This is a genomic window from Deinococcus sp. LM3, from assembly GCF_002017875.1.
Lineage (GTDB): Bacteria > Deinococcota > Deinococci > Deinococcales > Deinococcaceae > Deinococcus.
In genome coordinates this window covers 60578-76095 of record NZ_MUFV01000004.1, presented here as the reverse complement: position 1 = coordinate 76095, position 15518 = coordinate 60578, and the positions used below count along the sequence as shown (strand labels likewise).

Here is a 15518-nt window from a genome sequence, read left to right as displayed (position 1 = left end):
AAAACCTCAATTCAACACGCGGTCCGTGTCGGGTTCGTCGAGATCGGCGAAGTACTGCGGGCCACGGAGATTGCTGTGAACCGCCACGGGCAGCACCTCAGAGGCCGCGGGCAGTTCGGCCTCGTCCAGGCGGTGCTTCAGGATGGAACGGACGCTCTGCAGGCTGTGGGCCTGCAAAAACAGGGCACGGCGGCACGCGGCTTCCAGCCGCGCGCCATATTCACGGTGCAACCGGAGAATGCCCAACACCGTGCGTTTTTGCTGTTCAGGATGCTGTTCACCATCGAAAATGGCGCAGACCAGCGCGGCGGTCTGTTCACCAATGGCTTGGGCTTGCTGGATCAAGGCATCCGCGTTCAGAGCAGCGAGCTGCCGATGATGGGTCGGCATATGTTCCGCCAATGTCGTGTGCCGCATCGTCCTGCCGTGCTCCTCTGACACCCGGTGGTGCACGGCGATCCGCTGTCCTGCCCGGTAGATTTCGATGAGCTGCGGAGTCAGGCGAACATCCACCCGCGTCCTGGCGTGCAGGTGGGGCACGCTATAGGCGTGCCCCAGGACGACGACGTGGTAATCCAGCCCCACCACAGCCTGCTTCCACTCCGCAATTTCGAACGGTTGGATGGGTAAAGGGCGGAGTAGGGGGCGATCCAGGGCTTCGAACTCACTGCGCCGACTGCCGGGTCGTTTCTGAAACGGTTGCTGATTCAGTGCCTCGACCAGCGCCCAGATCAGTGCATTCGCTTCCGACACGCTGAACAACACCCGATCACGAAGGGGCGCCAGAATCCGGCGTTCCACGATTTGCACATGCACTTCGACCAGGGCCTTGTCTTTGGGCTTACGAACCCGGGTCGGAATGATCGCGACATCGTAGTGCTGGGCAAACTCCTGATAGGTGCGGTTCAGCTCAGGTTCGTAGCGGCTGGCGTGGTGCACGCCAGCCTTGAGGTTGTCAGGAACGATGATGTCCGGGACACCGCCGAAAAACGCCAGGGCACGGACATGCGAGGCAATCCAGTCCGGAACGCTCTGCGTGCGTGTGACTTCCGCGTAGGTATAGTCACTGGCTCCCAGGGTCGCCACAAACACCTGTCCTGCACTTACTTTTCCGGTTTTTGGATCCGTGATGGGCACGGTCAGTCCGGCGTAGTCGACGAAGAGTTTTTCCCCTGCTCGGTGGGTTTGACGCATGGTCAAACCGCTCGCGGCTTTCCAGTGACGGTAGTGTTCGTTGAACGTCGCGTACTGCCAGCCATCGGGATGCTGGCGCCGATATTCTTCCCACAGGAGTTGGCGTGTAACGCCTTTGCGCCGGAGTTCTCGGTCCAGTGCAGCCCAATCGGGAATGTGCACGGCACGCTGCGCCGCCTGATCCTGTTGCTTGAACAGTTGCTGTTCAAGCTGGTGGTCATCCAGGTCAGGGGGAAGTGGCCAGGTCAGCCCGGCCTGTTTCGCTCGGATGACGTAGTCCTGAACCGTGCTGCGCGCCAGACCGACACTCTGCCCGACCTGGTGGTCGCTCAGTTTGAGGTCCAACTTCAAGCGCAAGACTTCTCTGATTTTTCGCATAGACGCTCGCTTTCTGGTCATCCTTCAGGATGACCAAGGGAGTCTCGTCTACGTGTCGGGTGCCGACATCCAGCAGAGGGTGCCGGATTCGCCCAGCGCAGGGTGCCGATTTCATCCAGCGGGACGTGCCGGATAACTCCAGCGCCGCCCGCCGGATTTCACCAGCGTACGCATGACCTGACCACCCAGCGGCTCACCCACAAGCGGGCTGCCCGCGACGCCACCCTGAGTGGCCCGCAGCGCCGGGAGCACCACGCGATGCAGGACGCCATGAAGCTCGTCGTGAACGCCGCGTACGGCTACCTCGGCGCCGGGCGGCTCGCACGGCTGGGAGACCGGGAGGCTGCCGACCGCGTCACCGCCCGGGGCCGGGCCCTGCTCCAGCAGGTGACGGGCGCCCTGGAAGCCCGGGGCGTGCAGTTGATCGAGTCGGACACGGACGGCGTGTACTTCAGCACGGGCGGGGATATCGGCGAAGCGCAGGAGAGACAACTGATCAGCGAAGTCTCGGCGGTCCTCCCGGACGGCATCACGCTGGAGTTCGACGGCCGCGCGCAGGCCATGCTGAGCCACCAGGTGAAGAATTACGTGCTGCTCCGCTACGACGGCACACTGGACCTCAGCGGCGCGTCGTTCGAGTCCAGCCGGTCCGAGCGGTACGGCACGGCCTTCCTGCGAACGGCGCTGCGGGCCCTGCTACAGGATGACGTGCCCGGCGTGCAGGCGGCGTTCGAGGACACGACGAACCGGCTGACGGCGCGTGACGTCACGAACGCGGAGGTGAGCACCCGCGTCCGGATCGGCAAGGCGCGCGCCGACTACGCGCAGACGCGCGGCCAGCGCAGGGAAGCGCACCTGGAAGCGGCGTGGCAGGCGGGCCTGGACTTCCGGGTAGGGGACCGCGTTGACCTGTACGTCCGCGCGGGGGCAGGCCTGAGCGTCCTGACCGACCCGGACGGGCGCGATTACGACGCGGGGCACTACCGCGCGGCGCTCGTGCAGAACTACGCCACTCGGCTGCGCAAGGCGCTCGACCCGGCCGACTGGGAGCAGCTGTTCAGCACTCGCGGCGCCGGACTGTTCGACCGGCCCGTCGCGGAAATGCAGGTGCAGTGGCGGCCGGTGGAGGGCGCGCTCCGGTGAACCCGGCGCGCCGGGACTACGCGGTCTGATCAGTGCGGCCGGGGAAGCGGCAGCTGTGCCAGAACGCCACGAACCGGTCGACCTGCTCCACGAACGCCGGGAAGCTCGCGCTCTTCACGAGGTACGCGCTGGCGAGCAGGTCGTAGGCCCGCCGGATGTCCTCGCGGTCACTGCTCGTCGAGAGGATCACGACCGGCAGGTGCTTCAGAGCTGGGGCGCTACGAATCTCGCGGATCACGTCGAAGCCCGACATGACGGGCATGTTCAGGTCGAGTACGACCACGTCCGGCAGGTCACGCCCGCTCGTCAGGACGGACAGGGCCTCCGGACCGTCATTGCAGACGGAGACGTGGACCCGCGCGTCGTGATCAGCGAACGCTTCGAGGGCCAGGAGTTGATCGGCGGGGTTATCATCCACCAGCAGGACGCGCAGCACATGGAGTGGGTTGGTGGTCATCACCCAGCACTGTACGCAGGCGGGTGTCGCCGGGGAAAGCACACGTGTCTTTCCCCTGATCGGGGGCCCTGGGTCATCAGGTGTCCTCCGGGCAGGGCTGCACGAACGCCACATCCAGCCAGTACATGGCGTCGTCGACACTCCGCCCGTCCGCGATCAGGTCGTCCCGCCACGCCACCCAGGCTTCAGCGCGGAGGTCCTCGTCGCAGCCCGGGCGATCGGCGAGATGCGTGCGGGATTCCTGGTCCGGACCGCTCACCGCTCCGCCCTGATCGACGCTCCACGTGGCATCCAGCAGGTCGGCCAGTTCCACGGGGCGCGCGCCGAACGAGTTTCTTCGCTCCTGACGGTCGTCAGCGTCGCCTTCATCTGGGCGTGCGTGACGGGCGAGGTCGTGGCACGTCGAACCGCTACCAAAGTAAAGAAACACGGACACCGTGCGGTGTCCGTGTTTCGATTCGGGCTTGATCATCTCCAGGATCTTCTACTGCATCCGTCCGGCATGTCCTGGCGCATCCTGAGCACACTCATGCCCCGTTTTGAAGGGTAGTCAGGTTGATTCGGCCTGGAGCACCGCCAGGAGCACTTCTGCCAGCCGCTTCAGAGCGTCAACGCGGCGATGAGAGAGGTGGGTTTTCAGGTGGTCGGCCAGCGTGTCAGCATGCAGGCGGGCAGTATCGGAGCTCGTCACAGGCTCAGATACTGCCCCTTGCTATGCCAAACTGCGTTCAGGACGCCATTTTTGGCGAAGTGCCATGTGCTGGGGAAACAGAGGCAAGGTCATGGTCACATGTGGTCGCGCCAGTTTTTTATCCGCGATATTCTGCGCCGTATGGAAGCTGCAACTGAATTTTTGAGTATTACTGCTGGTGGCGTTACGATTAGTGGTTTTGTCACTCCTACTGAACTTGCGCAAATTCAAGCGGGCGGCGAGTGTCAAGTCAGAATCCAGGGGGCGAAGAGTGGTGATATTGATTTAGGTGTCCTCGCGGCCATATTTGAGAATGGTGAGCTGTCAACTAAGTCGTCGCATCCTATGGGATGTGGCATGGATTTCTCTGAGAAAATCATTTTTTCTGACAATGATATCGAAGAAAAATAATATTTTACTTAAAGGTTACCAGATTTCAGTTTCTGGTAATAACGTCTATTTTCAGATGGAAGCAGGCAAGTCTTCTCTGTACGAGTCTCAGAACCTCAAGCACTTAGAAATCATTAAAATTCTGGATGGAACTTATGACGAGGAGGACATTCAAAATCTCATTCGGCGAAACAAAAATAAGCACGAGCTAGGTGCTTTCTTTCGCTGGCTTGATCAGAATAAAATGTTGATGCTTACCGATGAGCAAGAAAATATACATGAACGATATTACAATAATCTCAATTTCTTCGAAAGCTTTAGTACATTAAAAGATTCTTGCGGCGACTATCAAAAAATGTTGGAAGCATCCAGGGTTGTACTTGTCGGGACGGGCGGGGTTGGATCTACTGTTCTGATGAATCTTCTGGGCCTTGGTATCGGAACAATTGTTCTCATTGACTTTGACACAGTCGAGCAAAAAAATCTTAATAGGCAGTTTTTATATGAAGAATCAGATGTTGGAAAATCTAAAATAGAAGTTGCAAGCAAGAAAGCTAGGAATAATAATCCAAGCATAAATATAATTGGAATCAATAAAAAGATTAATGGTCCAGATGATTTTAAGGATGCAATTCAGAATTCCGATGTGGTAGTTTTAACGGCAGATACACCATCCGAAATCCAGATGTGGGCCAATGCGGCCTGCGTAGATTTAGGAATCACGTTGATCATTGGTGGCATGCAGGCTACGCAAGCACTCTTCTATTCCCTCGATCCTCATACAACTGGGTGTTTGGCCTGCTGGCGATCCGCTAGCGACGGACACACCACAGGCGAAATCATTCGCCCGCTCGTAATCAAGAATAGAGCGATTGGTCCAGCGGTCAGCCAGTTGGGTGGAGCCATGGCGCTAGAGGCCGTCAAATACATTACGAACATCTCTCCACCCATCTCGGGTGGAAAGGTGTGGTGCATTGATTTCGTTACAGGCGAAACAAAAATAATTTCGAAGTGGCATAAGAATGAATATTGCAGCGTATGTAAAGGCATGACGGCCCAAAATCATTCTGTGCATACTTCCAGTTCGACCCGACTCAGTGAGCAGATCTTTTTGACTGACTTTGAGTATGTCAAGCAGGATGATCATTATGTAATCAGTGCCAAAAACGGGGAAATTCGATTTGCTCTACCTGAGATTGGTCTAGCTGTACTCAATGGATTGAAATCTGGTTTAACCCCACAAGAAGTCCAAAAACATGTCTTATCGGAATTTAATGAAGAAATTGATACCTCTGACTTTCTCGAAAATCTAGAGGAGTTGGGCATGATTGAATTAGATCAGCAGAGCAAATATCATATGCAGCATAAAAAAACCTCAAGTCAAATATTTTTTGACATGATACCAGTGTCGATATTAAAACTTATATATCACCCATTTTCATGGTCGATGTACGCAGTCTGTGCGCTCATCAGTCTTTACTGCTTAGCTTTTATTCCCTATATTCGACCTCTTCCTCACCACTTAGCATTTCACTCAAGCCTAACTGTATCGGTTATCACAGCGGCGATCCTGTCCTTTGTATTTTTAATCGTTCACGAAATCAGTCATTATCTGGCAGCTCGCGCTACTGGCATCGAAGCAAGGTTCAGCTTCGGGCACAGATTTTTATTTCCTGTCGCAGAAGTTGATCTCAGCAACCTATGGTTAAAGGAGAAAAGACATAGATACTCACCCATAATGGCAGGCTTGGCAAACGACACTTGTATCCTCTTCATAGCGATTGTAATAAAGCTAATGTGGTATTTCGGTATTGGGGATATATCCGGAACTATTTATAGGATCTCGGGCCTCGTTATTCTTCTCCAGTCCATTAGTATATCATGGCAGCTTCTTATTTTTCTTCGAACGGATCTTTATCTTATAATTGTCAATATATTCAATTGCTTCAATCTCTATGAAATATCATGGATAAGACTGAAATCGGCCCTCAGGCTAATTAGTAGAGATGAATCAAAAAAATTTGAAAATGCTCATATTAACGATATCACTGCTTCGCGATGGTTCATCATCATTCTGCTGCTCGGCGTACTCTGGACCATCATTTTCTTGATTAAAATTATGATCCCAAGCTCGTTGATTATGCTGAAATGGACGATTAATACACTTCAGTCAGGATCAATCTGGTCTTTCGACTTTTGGGGGAGCCTAATCATTGCCCTTATGGCCGTTTTGCGGATGACAACACCTATTTTTATTGGTTTCAAGCTGCTTGCCGAGAGGATATCGAAAAAGCGAGTTCAAAAGCTTGCATAGATTCAAAATATAACCATGACGATAAGACGCCATTAGGTTTGAATAAACATCGGCGAGACGGAAGTGATGATGCATCATCACTTCCGTCTCGCCGATGTTTAGATTACGAGCACAGGTACCAAACGCCGTCGCCGGGGTTCAGGCAAAGAGTAACAGAGCCATTAGTGGCCTTGATCTTCTCAACTTTGACAAATTTGATTTTCATTATTTCACCTCCTCTCTCTTGTTTAGCCACATTGTAGTTGGATCCAGCCAGTTGCGCGAGCTGATGTGACCACCATCCCGGCCTAACTACCCTTCAAAACGCACAGTAAGCAGCAGAAAGTCGGCTCCTGTACGGTGTTTCTGCGATGAAAACTCCTAGGAGCCGACCACCTCACGATACCTTGCAGACCGCTTTGCGGTCTGCTTTCCCCTAACCGCCTGACAGATTTTATGAGATGAAGTGAAAACTGACGTGCCAGCCGTTCTTGAGTGCTTCCAACGAGGACGGCTGGCCGCGTTTTCTGGGCTTCGGTGGCTCGGGGTCCGGGCCGCCCCGCAATCTCAGGGTTCTGAAGAACCTCTGACCTCGACTCAGCGCGTAGCTCATCGCTTTGTGCCCAATCTTCAGGTAGCTAAATCCGCGCTGCCAGTGGGGATCGACGCGTCGTCGATCCCCACGCTCCACCACGTCCAGCCCCTCGGACACCAGCAGCAACATCGCCACCGAGATCACCATGACCAGCCGTTCCAGGCTTTTCACATCCCGCAGTGGGCTGGCCCCAAAGTTTGGACAGTTTCGAGTAGAGACTCGGCTCAAGAGCAGGGTACATCATCAGCGGTTCCTACCTGACCAGGGGAAGGTCGGACGTTCGCCTGTGCGGTGTCCTGTCCGCACAGGGGGGCGTTCGGCCGCCCCCTGGACTGTTCGGCGTACTCGTGAGGGGTTCGGTAGCCCAGCGACGAATGTGGCCGCCTCTCGTTGTAAAACGCCCGGGTCTGTGATTAGCGCCCGTCACAGGTGCCCGGCCGCCGGCCGGGCACTCTTGCCGTTACCATGCTGGGTATGGGCTCCGGGGTGACCGAGAAAGATCTCTTCGAGATCATCCGTCGCCAATCCGAGCAGATCGACCAACTGATCGCCGAGAACAAGGCCCTCAAGGCGGACATCGCCCGCCTGAAGAAGCGCATCGAAGAGCTGGAGCGGCGGGAACGCAGGTACGCTGCCCCCTTCAGTCGGGAGAAGCGGACCGCCGATCTCAAATCACCAGGACGGCGTCCTGGTGAAGGCACTTTCGCCCACAAGGCCCCACCCACGCCGGAGCAGATCAGGGCCACCGTGGAGGTCGACGCGCCCAACACCTGTCCTCGCTGTGGGTTCATGGGTCTGCTGATCTTCACCCGTCAGGACAAGGCCTGGGTCACGGAACTCGTCCCCCAGAACGCCATGCAGGTCACCGAGTACCACGTGCCCGTCATGGCGTGCCCGCAGTGTCACCACGCGGTGCGTGGTGACCATCCCGATCTGAAAGCCGATCAGGTCGGCGCGACCTCTCATCGCCTTGGGCCCGTCCTGCACGCCACCCTGCAGACCCTGCATCACGAGCTGGGCCTCCTGGTCCGCCGCATTGGTCGGGTCATGGACCTCCTCGGCGGCCTCCAGATCACGCAGAGTGCGATCACGCAAGCCGCCCAGCGGCTTGCAGTCGACGGCAGCGCCCTGGCGGCCCACGTGGACACGCTGCAGACACAGATTCAACAGGCGCCGTTCGTGCATCACGACGATACCGGCTGGCGGATCGGCGCTCAGAACGCCTGGGTGGGTACGTTCCGCAGCGCGGACACCGTGCTGTTCCGCGCGAACCTGCGGCATACGAACGTGGAAGTCCGGGAAGGCCTGGGGCACAACTTCGCCGGCGTGCTGATCAGTGACCGCTTCTCCTCGTACGACAGCCGCTTCCTGCAGGACGTCCGGCAGCAGAAGTGCCTGGCGCACCTGATCCGCAACGCGGATGAGGTCGCCGCGGTTCTCCAGCGGCAACCCGGGCGGGGAGAGCGGTACGGGCAACGGGTCGCGCAGGTGTTCCGGGATGGCATCCGACTGCACCGGGAGGTGACGACCGGGGTCTGTACGCGAGAGGAATACGCGCAGCAGGGTGAGGGACTCACCCTGCGCCTGGATGCCCTGCTGAACCGGGCACCACTGAAATCGAAGGCGAACGAGCGACTCCGACTCGGAATCCTGAAGCAGCGTGTGCTCGGTCGGTTATGGCGGTTCTTGAAGGACCCGGACATTCCACCGACGAACAACGCCGCGGAACGGAGCCTGCGGACGGTGGTGATGGCGAGGAAGGTCTCACAGTGCAGCAAGAACGCGGTGGGTGCGCAGACGTACATGCGGATCAAGTCCACCGTGGAGACGGCGCGGTTGCGCGGTCAGGACCCCGTCGCGGTCCTGACCGGCTTGATGAGCTGACCCGGTACTCGGCCTTTCGGCCGACCGCTAATCACAGACGGACGGTAGTACCAGCTGGATCTGGGAATGCCCACCAGGAGGCAAGCCCGTTCGGGCTTGACCTGGGCGGCAACGAGTTGCCTCGCTGCCGCCCGTCTCACGGCGGGCGTCACCGCTTTTTCTGGATCACGTCCTTCATGGCATCGATTTCCAGGCGTTGCTGCCCGACTATTTTCAGCAGGCGGGCGTTCTCCTTTTCAAGCTGGCGAAGCCGTTTGGCTTCGCCAGCGGTGGTGTCGCCGTACTGACGTGACCCCAATTGGTCGGCCCACTACGAATGAGACAAGATCGTCTCCAGGGAGGGGTCATGAAACACAAGCAGTACAGCGAAAACGAGATCTTCGATGTCTTGGCCCAGGTTGAGGCGGGCACCGCGGTCGGTGACGTCGCTCGGTTGTCCGGGGTCTCCAAGGCCACCATTCACCGTTGGCAGGCACGGTATGGGGGCATGACCAAGGACGACGCGAAGCGCGTCCGTCAGCTGGAAGAAGAAAATCGCCGCTTGAAGAAGTTGGTCGCGGATCTGGCGCTCGACAACAGCATCTTGAAAGAGGTGGTTGGCAGAAAGTGGTGAATCCCGACCAGTCGTCGCAGGCCCAGACGCCCGTCAAACGACGGGTCATCCGGGAAGTGCGGCAGCTGTTCGGGATCAGTGAGCGGCGAGCCTGCCGTGTCCTTGGTTTTCATCGTTCTACAGGGGGGTATGCCATCTATCTGGCATACCCCCCTCGCCCTGCTCAGTACCAGTGTCGGACGCCCTGTCCTGCCCCCTGAGGTGATCAGCCCAGCGGCGGCCGACGGCGGAGCGCGCTGTACGCCCGGTGAACAATCTCCCGCCAACTGCGCAGGACCGGCTCCTCCTCAGGCTGCATGTCCTCCAGGGCCTTCCGACCCTTGGTCAACGCGAGCCCCACCGTGGCGATGAGTGCGGCAGCCACCAAGAGCAACAACGTACCCGTGGCAATCCCGATCCCGAGCACACCAACGACGAACAGGGCAGCTTTGAGCAGCGCCAACGGGAGGGCAGACACGCCATTGGCAACGTAGAAGTGAATCGCGACGCTCGCCAGCGCGAGCAGGTAGGCGCGAACATACAGGACCACGGACCGGTGAAGCGGCTCATCCTGTGCCTTCTTCTTCAGCGCCAGCGCACACCCCCCGAGATCCCGCGCCACGCTGCGCTGCGCGCCAGCAAAATCCGGGAGCTTGTTGCCGACTGCCGCGACGGGCGCCCAGATGCGCTGCACCACCGGCAGCAGAGGCTGCACCAGCTTCCGGACAGGTTTGAGCAGGCGCGTGACGAAGTTCTGCCCCATTTTTTTCTTAGCCATTGATCTCCTCAAGCAAACGTCACCGGTGCAGCCTGGACGATGCCGCCGCACGCAGCACGCAGACCATAGCCCACCGCCCTCCGAACCCACCCGTGAGCTGCGCAACCTGACGCTGATCCGACGTTGCCGTTCCGACGCACGCCCCGAAGACGGACACTCCCCCGCTCAACTCAGCGAGCTGATCCGCGCCACCTGTGCTCTCCTGAACCGCATGTGGATTGTTCTGTGGCTCCTGAGCGTCGTCATGCTGTTCGGCGGCGTCACGCTCCTCATCCGGGCCGTGCGTCAGCGCCGCGGGCGCAAACGCACCGGGCTCCTGGCCATCCTGCTCTCCCCAGTCGTGTTCGTCATCGCCATCCTCACCGTCCCCACCGACCAGACCACACCCCGCCAGGACACCCCCGCCGCCACCCCCACCGTCACGCCACCCGTCACCGAGACCACCCCGCCCCCCACGACACCCGAACCCACCGTCCCGGACGAGACACCACCCACCACCGAGTCCCCGTTCAGTCAGGCGGCCTTCGAACGCAGCGCCCTGTTCCAGGCGAACACCCTTCAGGAGAAAGACGAGTGGGACTTGAAATCCGGGGGTCGCAACCACAGCTACCGCTTCGACCACCCCACCCTGCCCGGGGAATCGATGGGCGTCGAATTCCGTCCGGCCGCTCAGGCCTTCACGGAAGGAAGCATCCGGTGGCCCGGCGACCTGCCGGAAACAGTGCTGGACGACGGCGAGGCCCGTGCCCTGCGTGCCTTCCTGGCCTTCATCGCCCCCGACGCGGACGCCGACGCCATCGTGCAGTACGTCCGGTCCCAGGCGAACACCTCCTACGACGGCGGCTCAAGCGAGTACCCCAGGAAACGCTTCGGCCCCGTGGACGTCCTCGCCGGACGAACCGTCGAACTGATCGTCCGGGTGGAGCGGCGCCCCTGACGCCACGGGCCCCGCGCGCCCGCGCCTGACTCAACTGACGCCGGACTCACACCAGACCAGGCAGGCGCGGGCGCGACCCGGCACCCCACTCACGGCTTTCCCTTCCCGGCCTTCGGTTCGTACGCGGCTTCCACCCGGCACCCCGCGCGGCCCGCCAGGGGCAGCGCGTACACGCCCACCCCCAGCAGCGAAGCCAGGTCCGCCGCGACCTCCGCATCCAGATCCGACACGTCCAGCACCTCCCCCTGCGCGTCGAGCAGCCCCACGCCGCAGCCGCTACTCACCACCACCGACGCCGCCGCCGGGCAGCACGCCACCACCCGCGCCGCCAGGTGCCGCAGCGCCGCCTGCACCCCCGGCACGTCCGCGCGCGCCACCACCACCCGCCACCGGAACCCCTCCACCCCCCGCGATGTCATGCCCGCACCCTCCCCTGCGTAGGGGTGACCGCGCGCCGCCCCCCACCAGGACCCCAGCGGACCGCCACCCCCACGTACGCCACCCTGAGGGGCATGAGCGACCCCGGCGCGCCCATCCTCGGCACCGTCCTCCGCGCCTGGCGCACCCCCACCAGCGAAGGCTGCCAACTCCGCACCCAGGACGGCTCCCTCACCCTCTACGGCCCCCTCCCCCCCGTCACCCCCGGCTGCACCCTCCGCGCCTGGACCGAAGGCTCCACCCTCACCCGCGCCGAACGCGTCATCACCCCCTACGAACTCGCCCGCGCCTTCTACAGCCGCCTGCGTCCACCCCAGAAAACCACCGCCCTGGACCTCCTGCCCAGGCTCGGCCCAGACCCCCACCACACCGTCACCCAGAACGCCCCCAGCCTCTCTACCCGCGTCCCTGCCAGCATCGCCCAGGCCCTCACCCGCCACGCCCGCCGCGAAAGCCGCCTCTACGGCGCCCTTCAGGCCCTCGCTGATCTCGGTCTCCCCCCAGAACACACCCACGCCCTCCTCAACCAGCACGGCGCCGGCGCACCAGCCGCGTTCCGCGAGCAGCCCTACCTCGCCATCCGCCACGGCATCCCCCTGCGCGTCCTCGACCATGCCGCCCGCCTCCAGGGCCTCAGCACCTTCGACCCCCGCCGCGGCCCCGCCCTCGCGTACGAACTCACCCGCCGCGCCGCCCTCGAGTACGGCCACACCTGCCTCCCCCTGCCCGTCCTCGCCGGGGAACTCCGGGACAGTCATGCGCTCGACGATGACGAAGCCCAGCAGGCCATTGAAGACGCCCTGAACGGTCAGCTCCTCCTGGAAGACGCTCAGGCGGCCTTCCTACCCGAGCAGCACCGCGTGGAAGCCTGGCTCGCCGACGACATCGCCCGACTCATGGCCAGCACGCCCGCACGGGTGTCCGTCCCCGCCACGCCCGGACTGACAACGGAGCAGCGCGCGGCCGTGCTCCTCGCGGCGGGCACGGCCGTCAGCGTCATCACCGGCGGACCCGGCACCGGCAAGACCACCACGCTCCGCGCGCTGCTCGATGCCCTGGACGCCGCCAACCTCCGGAGCGTCCTGTGCGCCCCCACCGGGAAGGCCGCCAGCCGCATGCAACAGAGTACGGGCCGCGACGCCACCACCCTCCACCGTCTGCTCAGCTACGACGGTCACAAGTTCAGCAGCGGCATCCTCCCTGGCGACGTCTTCGTGGTCGACGAGGTCAGCATGGCGAGCAACGCCCTTCTCGGTGCACTCCTGCGCTCCGTCCGCGATGGCGCCCGTGTCATCCTCGTCGGCGACGAGGACCAGTTGCCCCCCATCGACCCCGGGCACCCGCTGGCCGCTCTCACCCGCACCGTTCCCACCGGGCGGCTCACGCAGACGCACCGCCAGGCCGCCGGGAGTCCCATCCTCACCCTCGCCTCCCAGCTCATCAGCGGGGAGAGCCCCGCCCAGACCGGCGTGCCGTTCGTGGGCGCACAATCCGCCGAGGACATCGTCCGACTCGTCCAGGCCCGTCAAGGTCAGGCACGTCCGATGATCCTCACCGCCGGACGCGCCGGCCCCCTGGGCGTGGACGCCCTGAACCTCGCCCTGCAGGCCGCCCTCAACCCCGGCGACACCCGCCTCCGCGCCGGAGATCCCATCCTCGTCACCCGGAACAACCACAACACCGGCCTGATGAACGGCATGACCGGCCTCGTCATCGGTGCGGGGAAGCAAGTCACCTGCATCATCGAGGACACCGAGCACACCTTCAGCCCAGGCGACCCCACCCTCACCCTCGCGTACGCCATGACCATCCACCGCAGCCAGGGCAGCGAGTGGCCGGACATCATCGTCACTCTCGCTCCGGAACACGAGCGCCTCCTCTCCCGGCAACTCGCGTACACGGCCGTCACCCGCGCCAAGGAAGCCCTGACCGCGTCTGGCCTGCGCGCCGCCTGGACGCACGCCGCCCACACGGGCGCCCCCCGCCGGTACAGCCAGCTCGAAACCTTCCTCAAACGCTAAGCGGTCACCCCTACGCACCGCCCCTGGATTTGCAAGAGCAGCACCCCTACCGGGTGCCCCCACACCCCCCACCCAGACGGTCACCCCCATGCATGGGACGGTACGCCCCATGACGACCGCACAGACCGTCTCCCCCTCACCCCCCACCTGGTGGGAACTGTGCTGGCTCGACGGCGCCTTCCGCGTCCGCAGCCCAGCCCCCCGCCATGACCTCTTCGATGGTGCTTGGCAGCGTCCCCTCCCCGCTGGCGTCCACCCCCTCGCCCACCACCTCGGTAACGGCGGCACCGTCCTCTGGTCCGACGGCACCCTCCTCCCCGGCGTCGGTGACCTCACCCTTCCCATCCTCTCCCGCCCCTGGCTCAGCGTCCTCAGCGCCCTCCGCAGTCCCACCGATACCGCTGCTGCCCACCGCACGCTCCGCAGCGACCTCCTCCACGTCGCCGCGTGCAGCCCCGACCCCACCTGGAGTGCGCCCCACACCGATCAGGGCCTCCACGTACAGGCGACCACCTGCGGCCCGTGGACGCTCTACCGCGTCCACGCGGGCACCCTCCGCCACCTCATCTTCCCCGAGACCATCCCCACCTGGGCCCTCGACGAACTCGAGACCCGCACCGTGCGCCTCTGGAACGAGCAGCACCCCGAGCAGAGCCCCGTCATCCTCTGGCCGCACGCCCGCCCCCTCGACGACCTCCTCACCGCCCTGCGCACCCCCCCGAACGGTGCACGCGAAGACCCCACCCGCGCCGCCACCCGCGTCACGTGGACGCTCGGTGCCCACCTCGCCTCCTCACCGTCCACCATTGACGCCGACGACGTCATCTGCCTCTGACATGCCGACCAGAACGCCCGGCTTCACCCTCATCGAGATCCTGCTCGTCATGGCCGTCCTGGGCATGCTCGCGGCCGCGCTGTTCCCCAGCGTGACCGGCGCGCGGCAGCGCCCGTACAACACGGCCGCCCTGAAGTGCGGCCGGGCCATCGTCACCTTCGAGACGACCGCGCCCCTCACGCTCGGCCGGTACGTCAGTGACCTGACCGACATGAGTCGCGACGTCAAAGCGGCCTGCCTCACGACCGGCGTGCAGGTCGCCCCAGCGAACGCCCAGGTCAGTACCCCCGACGCCACCACCACGCAGGCCGTCGCCACCACCACGAACACCTATGCCTTCCAGGTGTTCCACCCCCGTGGGAGCGGCTACTACCTCTACACCTCCCCGAGTGGCGCGGCCAGCGGTGACCGGCTCGGCCACCTCCACCGCTGGTCCCCCCAGGAGACCCCATGAACACCCGCACCCAGGGCTTCACCCTGATCGAGCTCCTCGTGGTCATCGCCATCATTGGTGTCCTCGCCGCCATCCTCCTGCCCACCTTCAGTGACGCGCAGAAGCGACCCAACGACACCGCCGCCCTGCAGTGCGGGCGGGCCATCGTCGCGTTCCAGGCCACCGCCAACCTCACCCGCGGTTCGTACGCCTCAGCGCTCACGGACATGGGCCCAGACGTGCAGGAGTCCTGCACCACGGCAGGTGTCAGCGTCGCGCTGAATAACGTCCGCGCCGACAACCCGGGCGCCGGCGTGAGTCAGGCGGTTTCTACAAGCGCCACGAATTACGCCTTCCAGGTCTTCCACCCGCGCGGCACCGGCTACTACCTCTTCAACCAGGAGAGCGCCCCCAGCACCGGTGAACGCCTCAATCGCCTCTACCGCTGGTAACCCCAGG

The 15518-nt window shown here is 62.2% G+C and carries 16 protein-coding genes and 2 pseudogenes; 11 read left to right on the top strand and 7 right to left on the bottom strand.

Going from position 1 to position 15518, the window contains the following annotated elements; genetic code table 11:
• Nucleotides 1-6: 6 nt before the first annotated feature.
• Nucleotides 7-1572, bottom strand: a complete 1566-nt coding sequence (gene istA / locus BXU09_RS17640; RefSeq protein WP_119673501.1) for an IS21 family transposase — start codon at nucleotides 1570-1572, stop codon at nucleotides 7-9.
• A gap of 102 nt (nucleotides 1573-1674) precedes the next feature.
• Here istA and BXU09_RS17635 point away from each other — a divergent pair, with 102 nt between their 5' ends.
• Nucleotides 1675-2715, top strand: a complete 1041-nt coding sequence (locus BXU09_RS17635) for a DNA polymerase domain-containing protein (protein WP_168174671.1) — start codon at nucleotides 1675-1677, stop codon at nucleotides 2713-2715.
• 16 nt (nucleotides 2716-2731) lie between these two features.
• On the opposite strand, the gene BXU09_RS17630 is transcribed toward BXU09_RS17635, so the two are convergent.
• Entirely contained in the window at nucleotides 2732-3172 is a 441-nt protein-coding gene (locus BXU09_RS17630; RefSeq protein ID WP_078305645.1) for a response regulator, read from the bottom strand.
• A gap of 319 nt (nucleotides 3173-3491) precedes the next feature.
• Here BXU09_RS17630 and BXU09_RS17620 point away from each other — a divergent pair.
• The 3 genes and pseudogenes from BXU09_RS17620 to BXU09_RS17615 form a co-directional block, all read left to right on the top strand.
• Nucleotides 3492-3722: pseudogene (locus BXU09_RS17620) on the top strand (IS4 family transposase); the annotation flags it as partial.
• A gap of 207 nt (nucleotides 3723-3929) precedes the next feature.
• A complete protein-coding gene (locus tag BXU09_RS21070; protein WP_168174670.1) occupies nucleotides 3930-4274 on the top strand; it encodes a hypothetical protein in 345 nt (114 codons plus the stop codon).
• Nucleotides 4216-6567, top strand: a complete 2352-nt coding sequence (locus BXU09_RS17615) for a ThiF family adenylyltransferase (RefSeq protein WP_168174669.1) — start codon at nucleotides 4216-4218, stop codon at nucleotides 6565-6567. The genes BXU09_RS21070 and BXU09_RS17615 overlap by 59 nt, the downstream gene beginning before the upstream one ends.
• A gap of 433 nt (nucleotides 6568-7000) precedes the next feature.
• Here the strand turns inward: BXU09_RS17615 and BXU09_RS17610 are convergent, their stop codons facing one another.
• Together BXU09_RS17610 and BXU09_RS20510 are read right to left on the bottom strand one after the other, a co-directional pair.
• The gene (locus BXU09_RS17610; RefSeq protein WP_078305643.1) at nucleotides 7001-7312 is read right to left on the bottom strand and encodes a hypothetical protein; all 312 of its coding nucleotides are present in this window, start codon (nucleotides 7310-7312) and stop codon (nucleotides 7001-7003) included.
• Between the two features lie 53 nt (nucleotides 7313-7365).
• A pseudogene (locus tag BXU09_RS20510) lies at nucleotides 7366-7546 on the bottom strand (integrase core domain-containing protein); the annotation flags it as partial.
• A 69-nt stretch (nucleotides 7547-7615) separates the two neighbouring features.
• On the opposite strand from BXU09_RS20510, the gene BXU09_RS17605 reads away from it, so the two are divergent.
• Entirely contained in the window at nucleotides 7616-9025 is a 1410-nt protein-coding gene (locus BXU09_RS17605) for an IS66 family transposase (RefSeq protein WP_240501482.1), read from the top strand.
• A gap of 148 nt (nucleotides 9026-9173) precedes the next feature.
• Here the strand turns inward: BXU09_RS17605 and BXU09_RS21065 are convergent, their stop codons facing one another.
• On the bottom strand, nucleotides 9174-9323 hold the full coding sequence (locus BXU09_RS21065) for a hypothetical protein (RefSeq protein WP_168174668.1): 150 nt from the start codon (nucleotides 9321-9323) through the stop codon (nucleotides 9174-9176).
• A gap of 48 nt (nucleotides 9324-9371) precedes the next feature.
• On the opposite strand from BXU09_RS21065, the gene BXU09_RS17600 reads away from it, so the two are divergent.
• Nucleotides 9372-9638, top strand: a complete 267-nt coding sequence (locus tag BXU09_RS17600) for a transposase (RefSeq protein ID WP_168174667.1) — start codon at nucleotides 9372-9374, stop codon at nucleotides 9636-9638.
• Nucleotides 9639-9843: 205 nt separating this feature from the next.
• On the opposite strand, the gene BXU09_RS17595 is transcribed toward BXU09_RS17600, so the two are convergent.
• Nucleotides 9844-10395 (bottom strand): hypothetical protein, encoded by a 552-nt coding sequence (locus BXU09_RS17595; RefSeq protein ID WP_144012341.1) that lies wholly within the window; start codon nucleotides 10393-10395, stop codon nucleotides 9844-9846.
• A gap of 211 nt (nucleotides 10396-10606) precedes the next feature.
• Here BXU09_RS17595 and BXU09_RS21220 point away from each other — a divergent pair, with 211 nt between their 5' ends.
• A complete protein-coding gene (locus tag BXU09_RS21220) occupies nucleotides 10607-11332 on the top strand; it encodes a DUF308 domain-containing protein (protein ID WP_078305639.1) in 726 nt (241 codons plus the stop codon).
• An 89-nt stretch (nucleotides 11333-11421) separates the two neighbouring features.
• Here BXU09_RS21220 and BXU09_RS21060 read toward each other — a convergent pair whose 3' ends face one another.
• Nucleotides 11422-11751, bottom strand: coding sequence for a hypothetical protein (locus BXU09_RS21060; protein WP_168174658.1), 330 nt, complete (start codon nucleotides 11749-11751; stop codon nucleotides 11422-11424).
• Nucleotides 11752-11844: 93 nt separating this feature from the next.
• Here BXU09_RS21060 and BXU09_RS17580 point away from each other — a divergent pair, with 93 nt between their 5' ends.
• The 4 genes from BXU09_RS17580 to BXU09_RS22020 all read left to right on the top strand — a co-directional run bounded on the left by BXU09_RS17580 (nucleotide 11845) and on the right by BXU09_RS22020 (nucleotide 15511).
• Nucleotides 11845-13791 carry an AAA family ATPase gene (locus BXU09_RS17580; protein ID WP_078305637.1) on the top strand — a complete coding sequence of 649 codons (1947 nt, stop codon included), beginning with the start codon at nucleotides 11845-11847 and terminating at the stop codon, nucleotides 13789-13791.
• Between the two features lie 109 nt (nucleotides 13792-13900).
• Nucleotides 13901-14626, top strand: a complete 726-nt coding sequence (locus tag BXU09_RS21055) for a hypothetical protein (protein WP_078305636.1) — start codon at nucleotides 13901-13903, stop codon at nucleotides 14624-14626.
• Between the two features lies 1 nt (nucleotide 14627).
• Entirely contained in the window at nucleotides 14628-15080 is a 453-nt protein-coding gene (locus tag BXU09_RS22025; RefSeq protein ID WP_078305635.1) for a prepilin-type N-terminal cleavage/methylation domain-containing protein, read from the top strand.
• Entirely contained in the window at nucleotides 15077-15511 is a 435-nt protein-coding gene (locus BXU09_RS22020) for a prepilin-type N-terminal cleavage/methylation domain-containing protein (protein ID WP_078305634.1), read from the top strand. Before BXU09_RS22025 ends, BXU09_RS22020 begins: the two co-directional genes overlap by 4 nt.
• Nucleotides 15512-15518: the final 7 nt, after the last annotated feature.

Bases quoted from the DNA above. Each gene is read 5' to 3' on its own strand.
- istA (WP_119673501.1), bottom strand. From the start codon at position 1,572: ATGCGAAAAATCAGAGAAGTCTTGCGCTTGAAGTTGGACCTCAAACTG.
- BXU09_RS17630 (WP_078305645.1), bottom strand. From the start codon at position 3,172: ATGACCACCAACCCACTCCATGTGCTGCGCGTCCTGCTGGTGGATGAT.
- BXU09_RS17605 (WP_240501482.1), top strand. From the start codon at position 7,616: ATGGGCTCCGGGGTGACCGAGAAAGATCTCTTCGAGATCATCCGTCGC.
- BXU09_RS17600 (WP_168174667.1), top strand. From the start codon at position 9,372: ATGAAACACAAGCAGTACAGCGAAAACGAGATCTTCGATGTCTTGGCC.
- BXU09_RS17595 (WP_144012341.1), bottom strand. From the start codon at position 10,395: ATGGCTAAGAAAAAAATGGGGCAGAACTTCGTCACGCGCCTGCTCAAA.
- BXU09_RS21220 (WP_078305639.1), top strand. From the start codon at position 10,607: ATGTGGATTGTTCTGTGGCTCCTGAGCGTCGTCATGCTGTTCGGCGGC.
- BXU09_RS21060 (WP_168174658.1), bottom strand. From the start codon at position 11,751: ATGACATCGCGGGGGGTGGAGGGGTTCCGGTGGCGGGTGGTGGTGGCG.
- BXU09_RS17580 (WP_078305637.1), top strand. From the start codon at position 11,845: ATGAGCGACCCCGGCGCGCCCATCCTCGGCACCGTCCTCCGCGCCTGG.
- BXU09_RS21055 (WP_078305636.1), top strand. From the start codon at position 13,901: ATGACGACCGCACAGACCGTCTCCCCCTCACCCCCCACCTGGTGGGAA.
- BXU09_RS22025 (WP_078305635.1), top strand. From the start codon at position 14,628: ATGCCGACCAGAACGCCCGGCTTCACCCTCATCGAGATCCTGCTCGTC.
- BXU09_RS22020 (WP_078305634.1), top strand. From the start codon at position 15,077: ATGAACACCCGCACCCAGGGCTTCACCCTGATCGAGCTCCTCGTGGTC.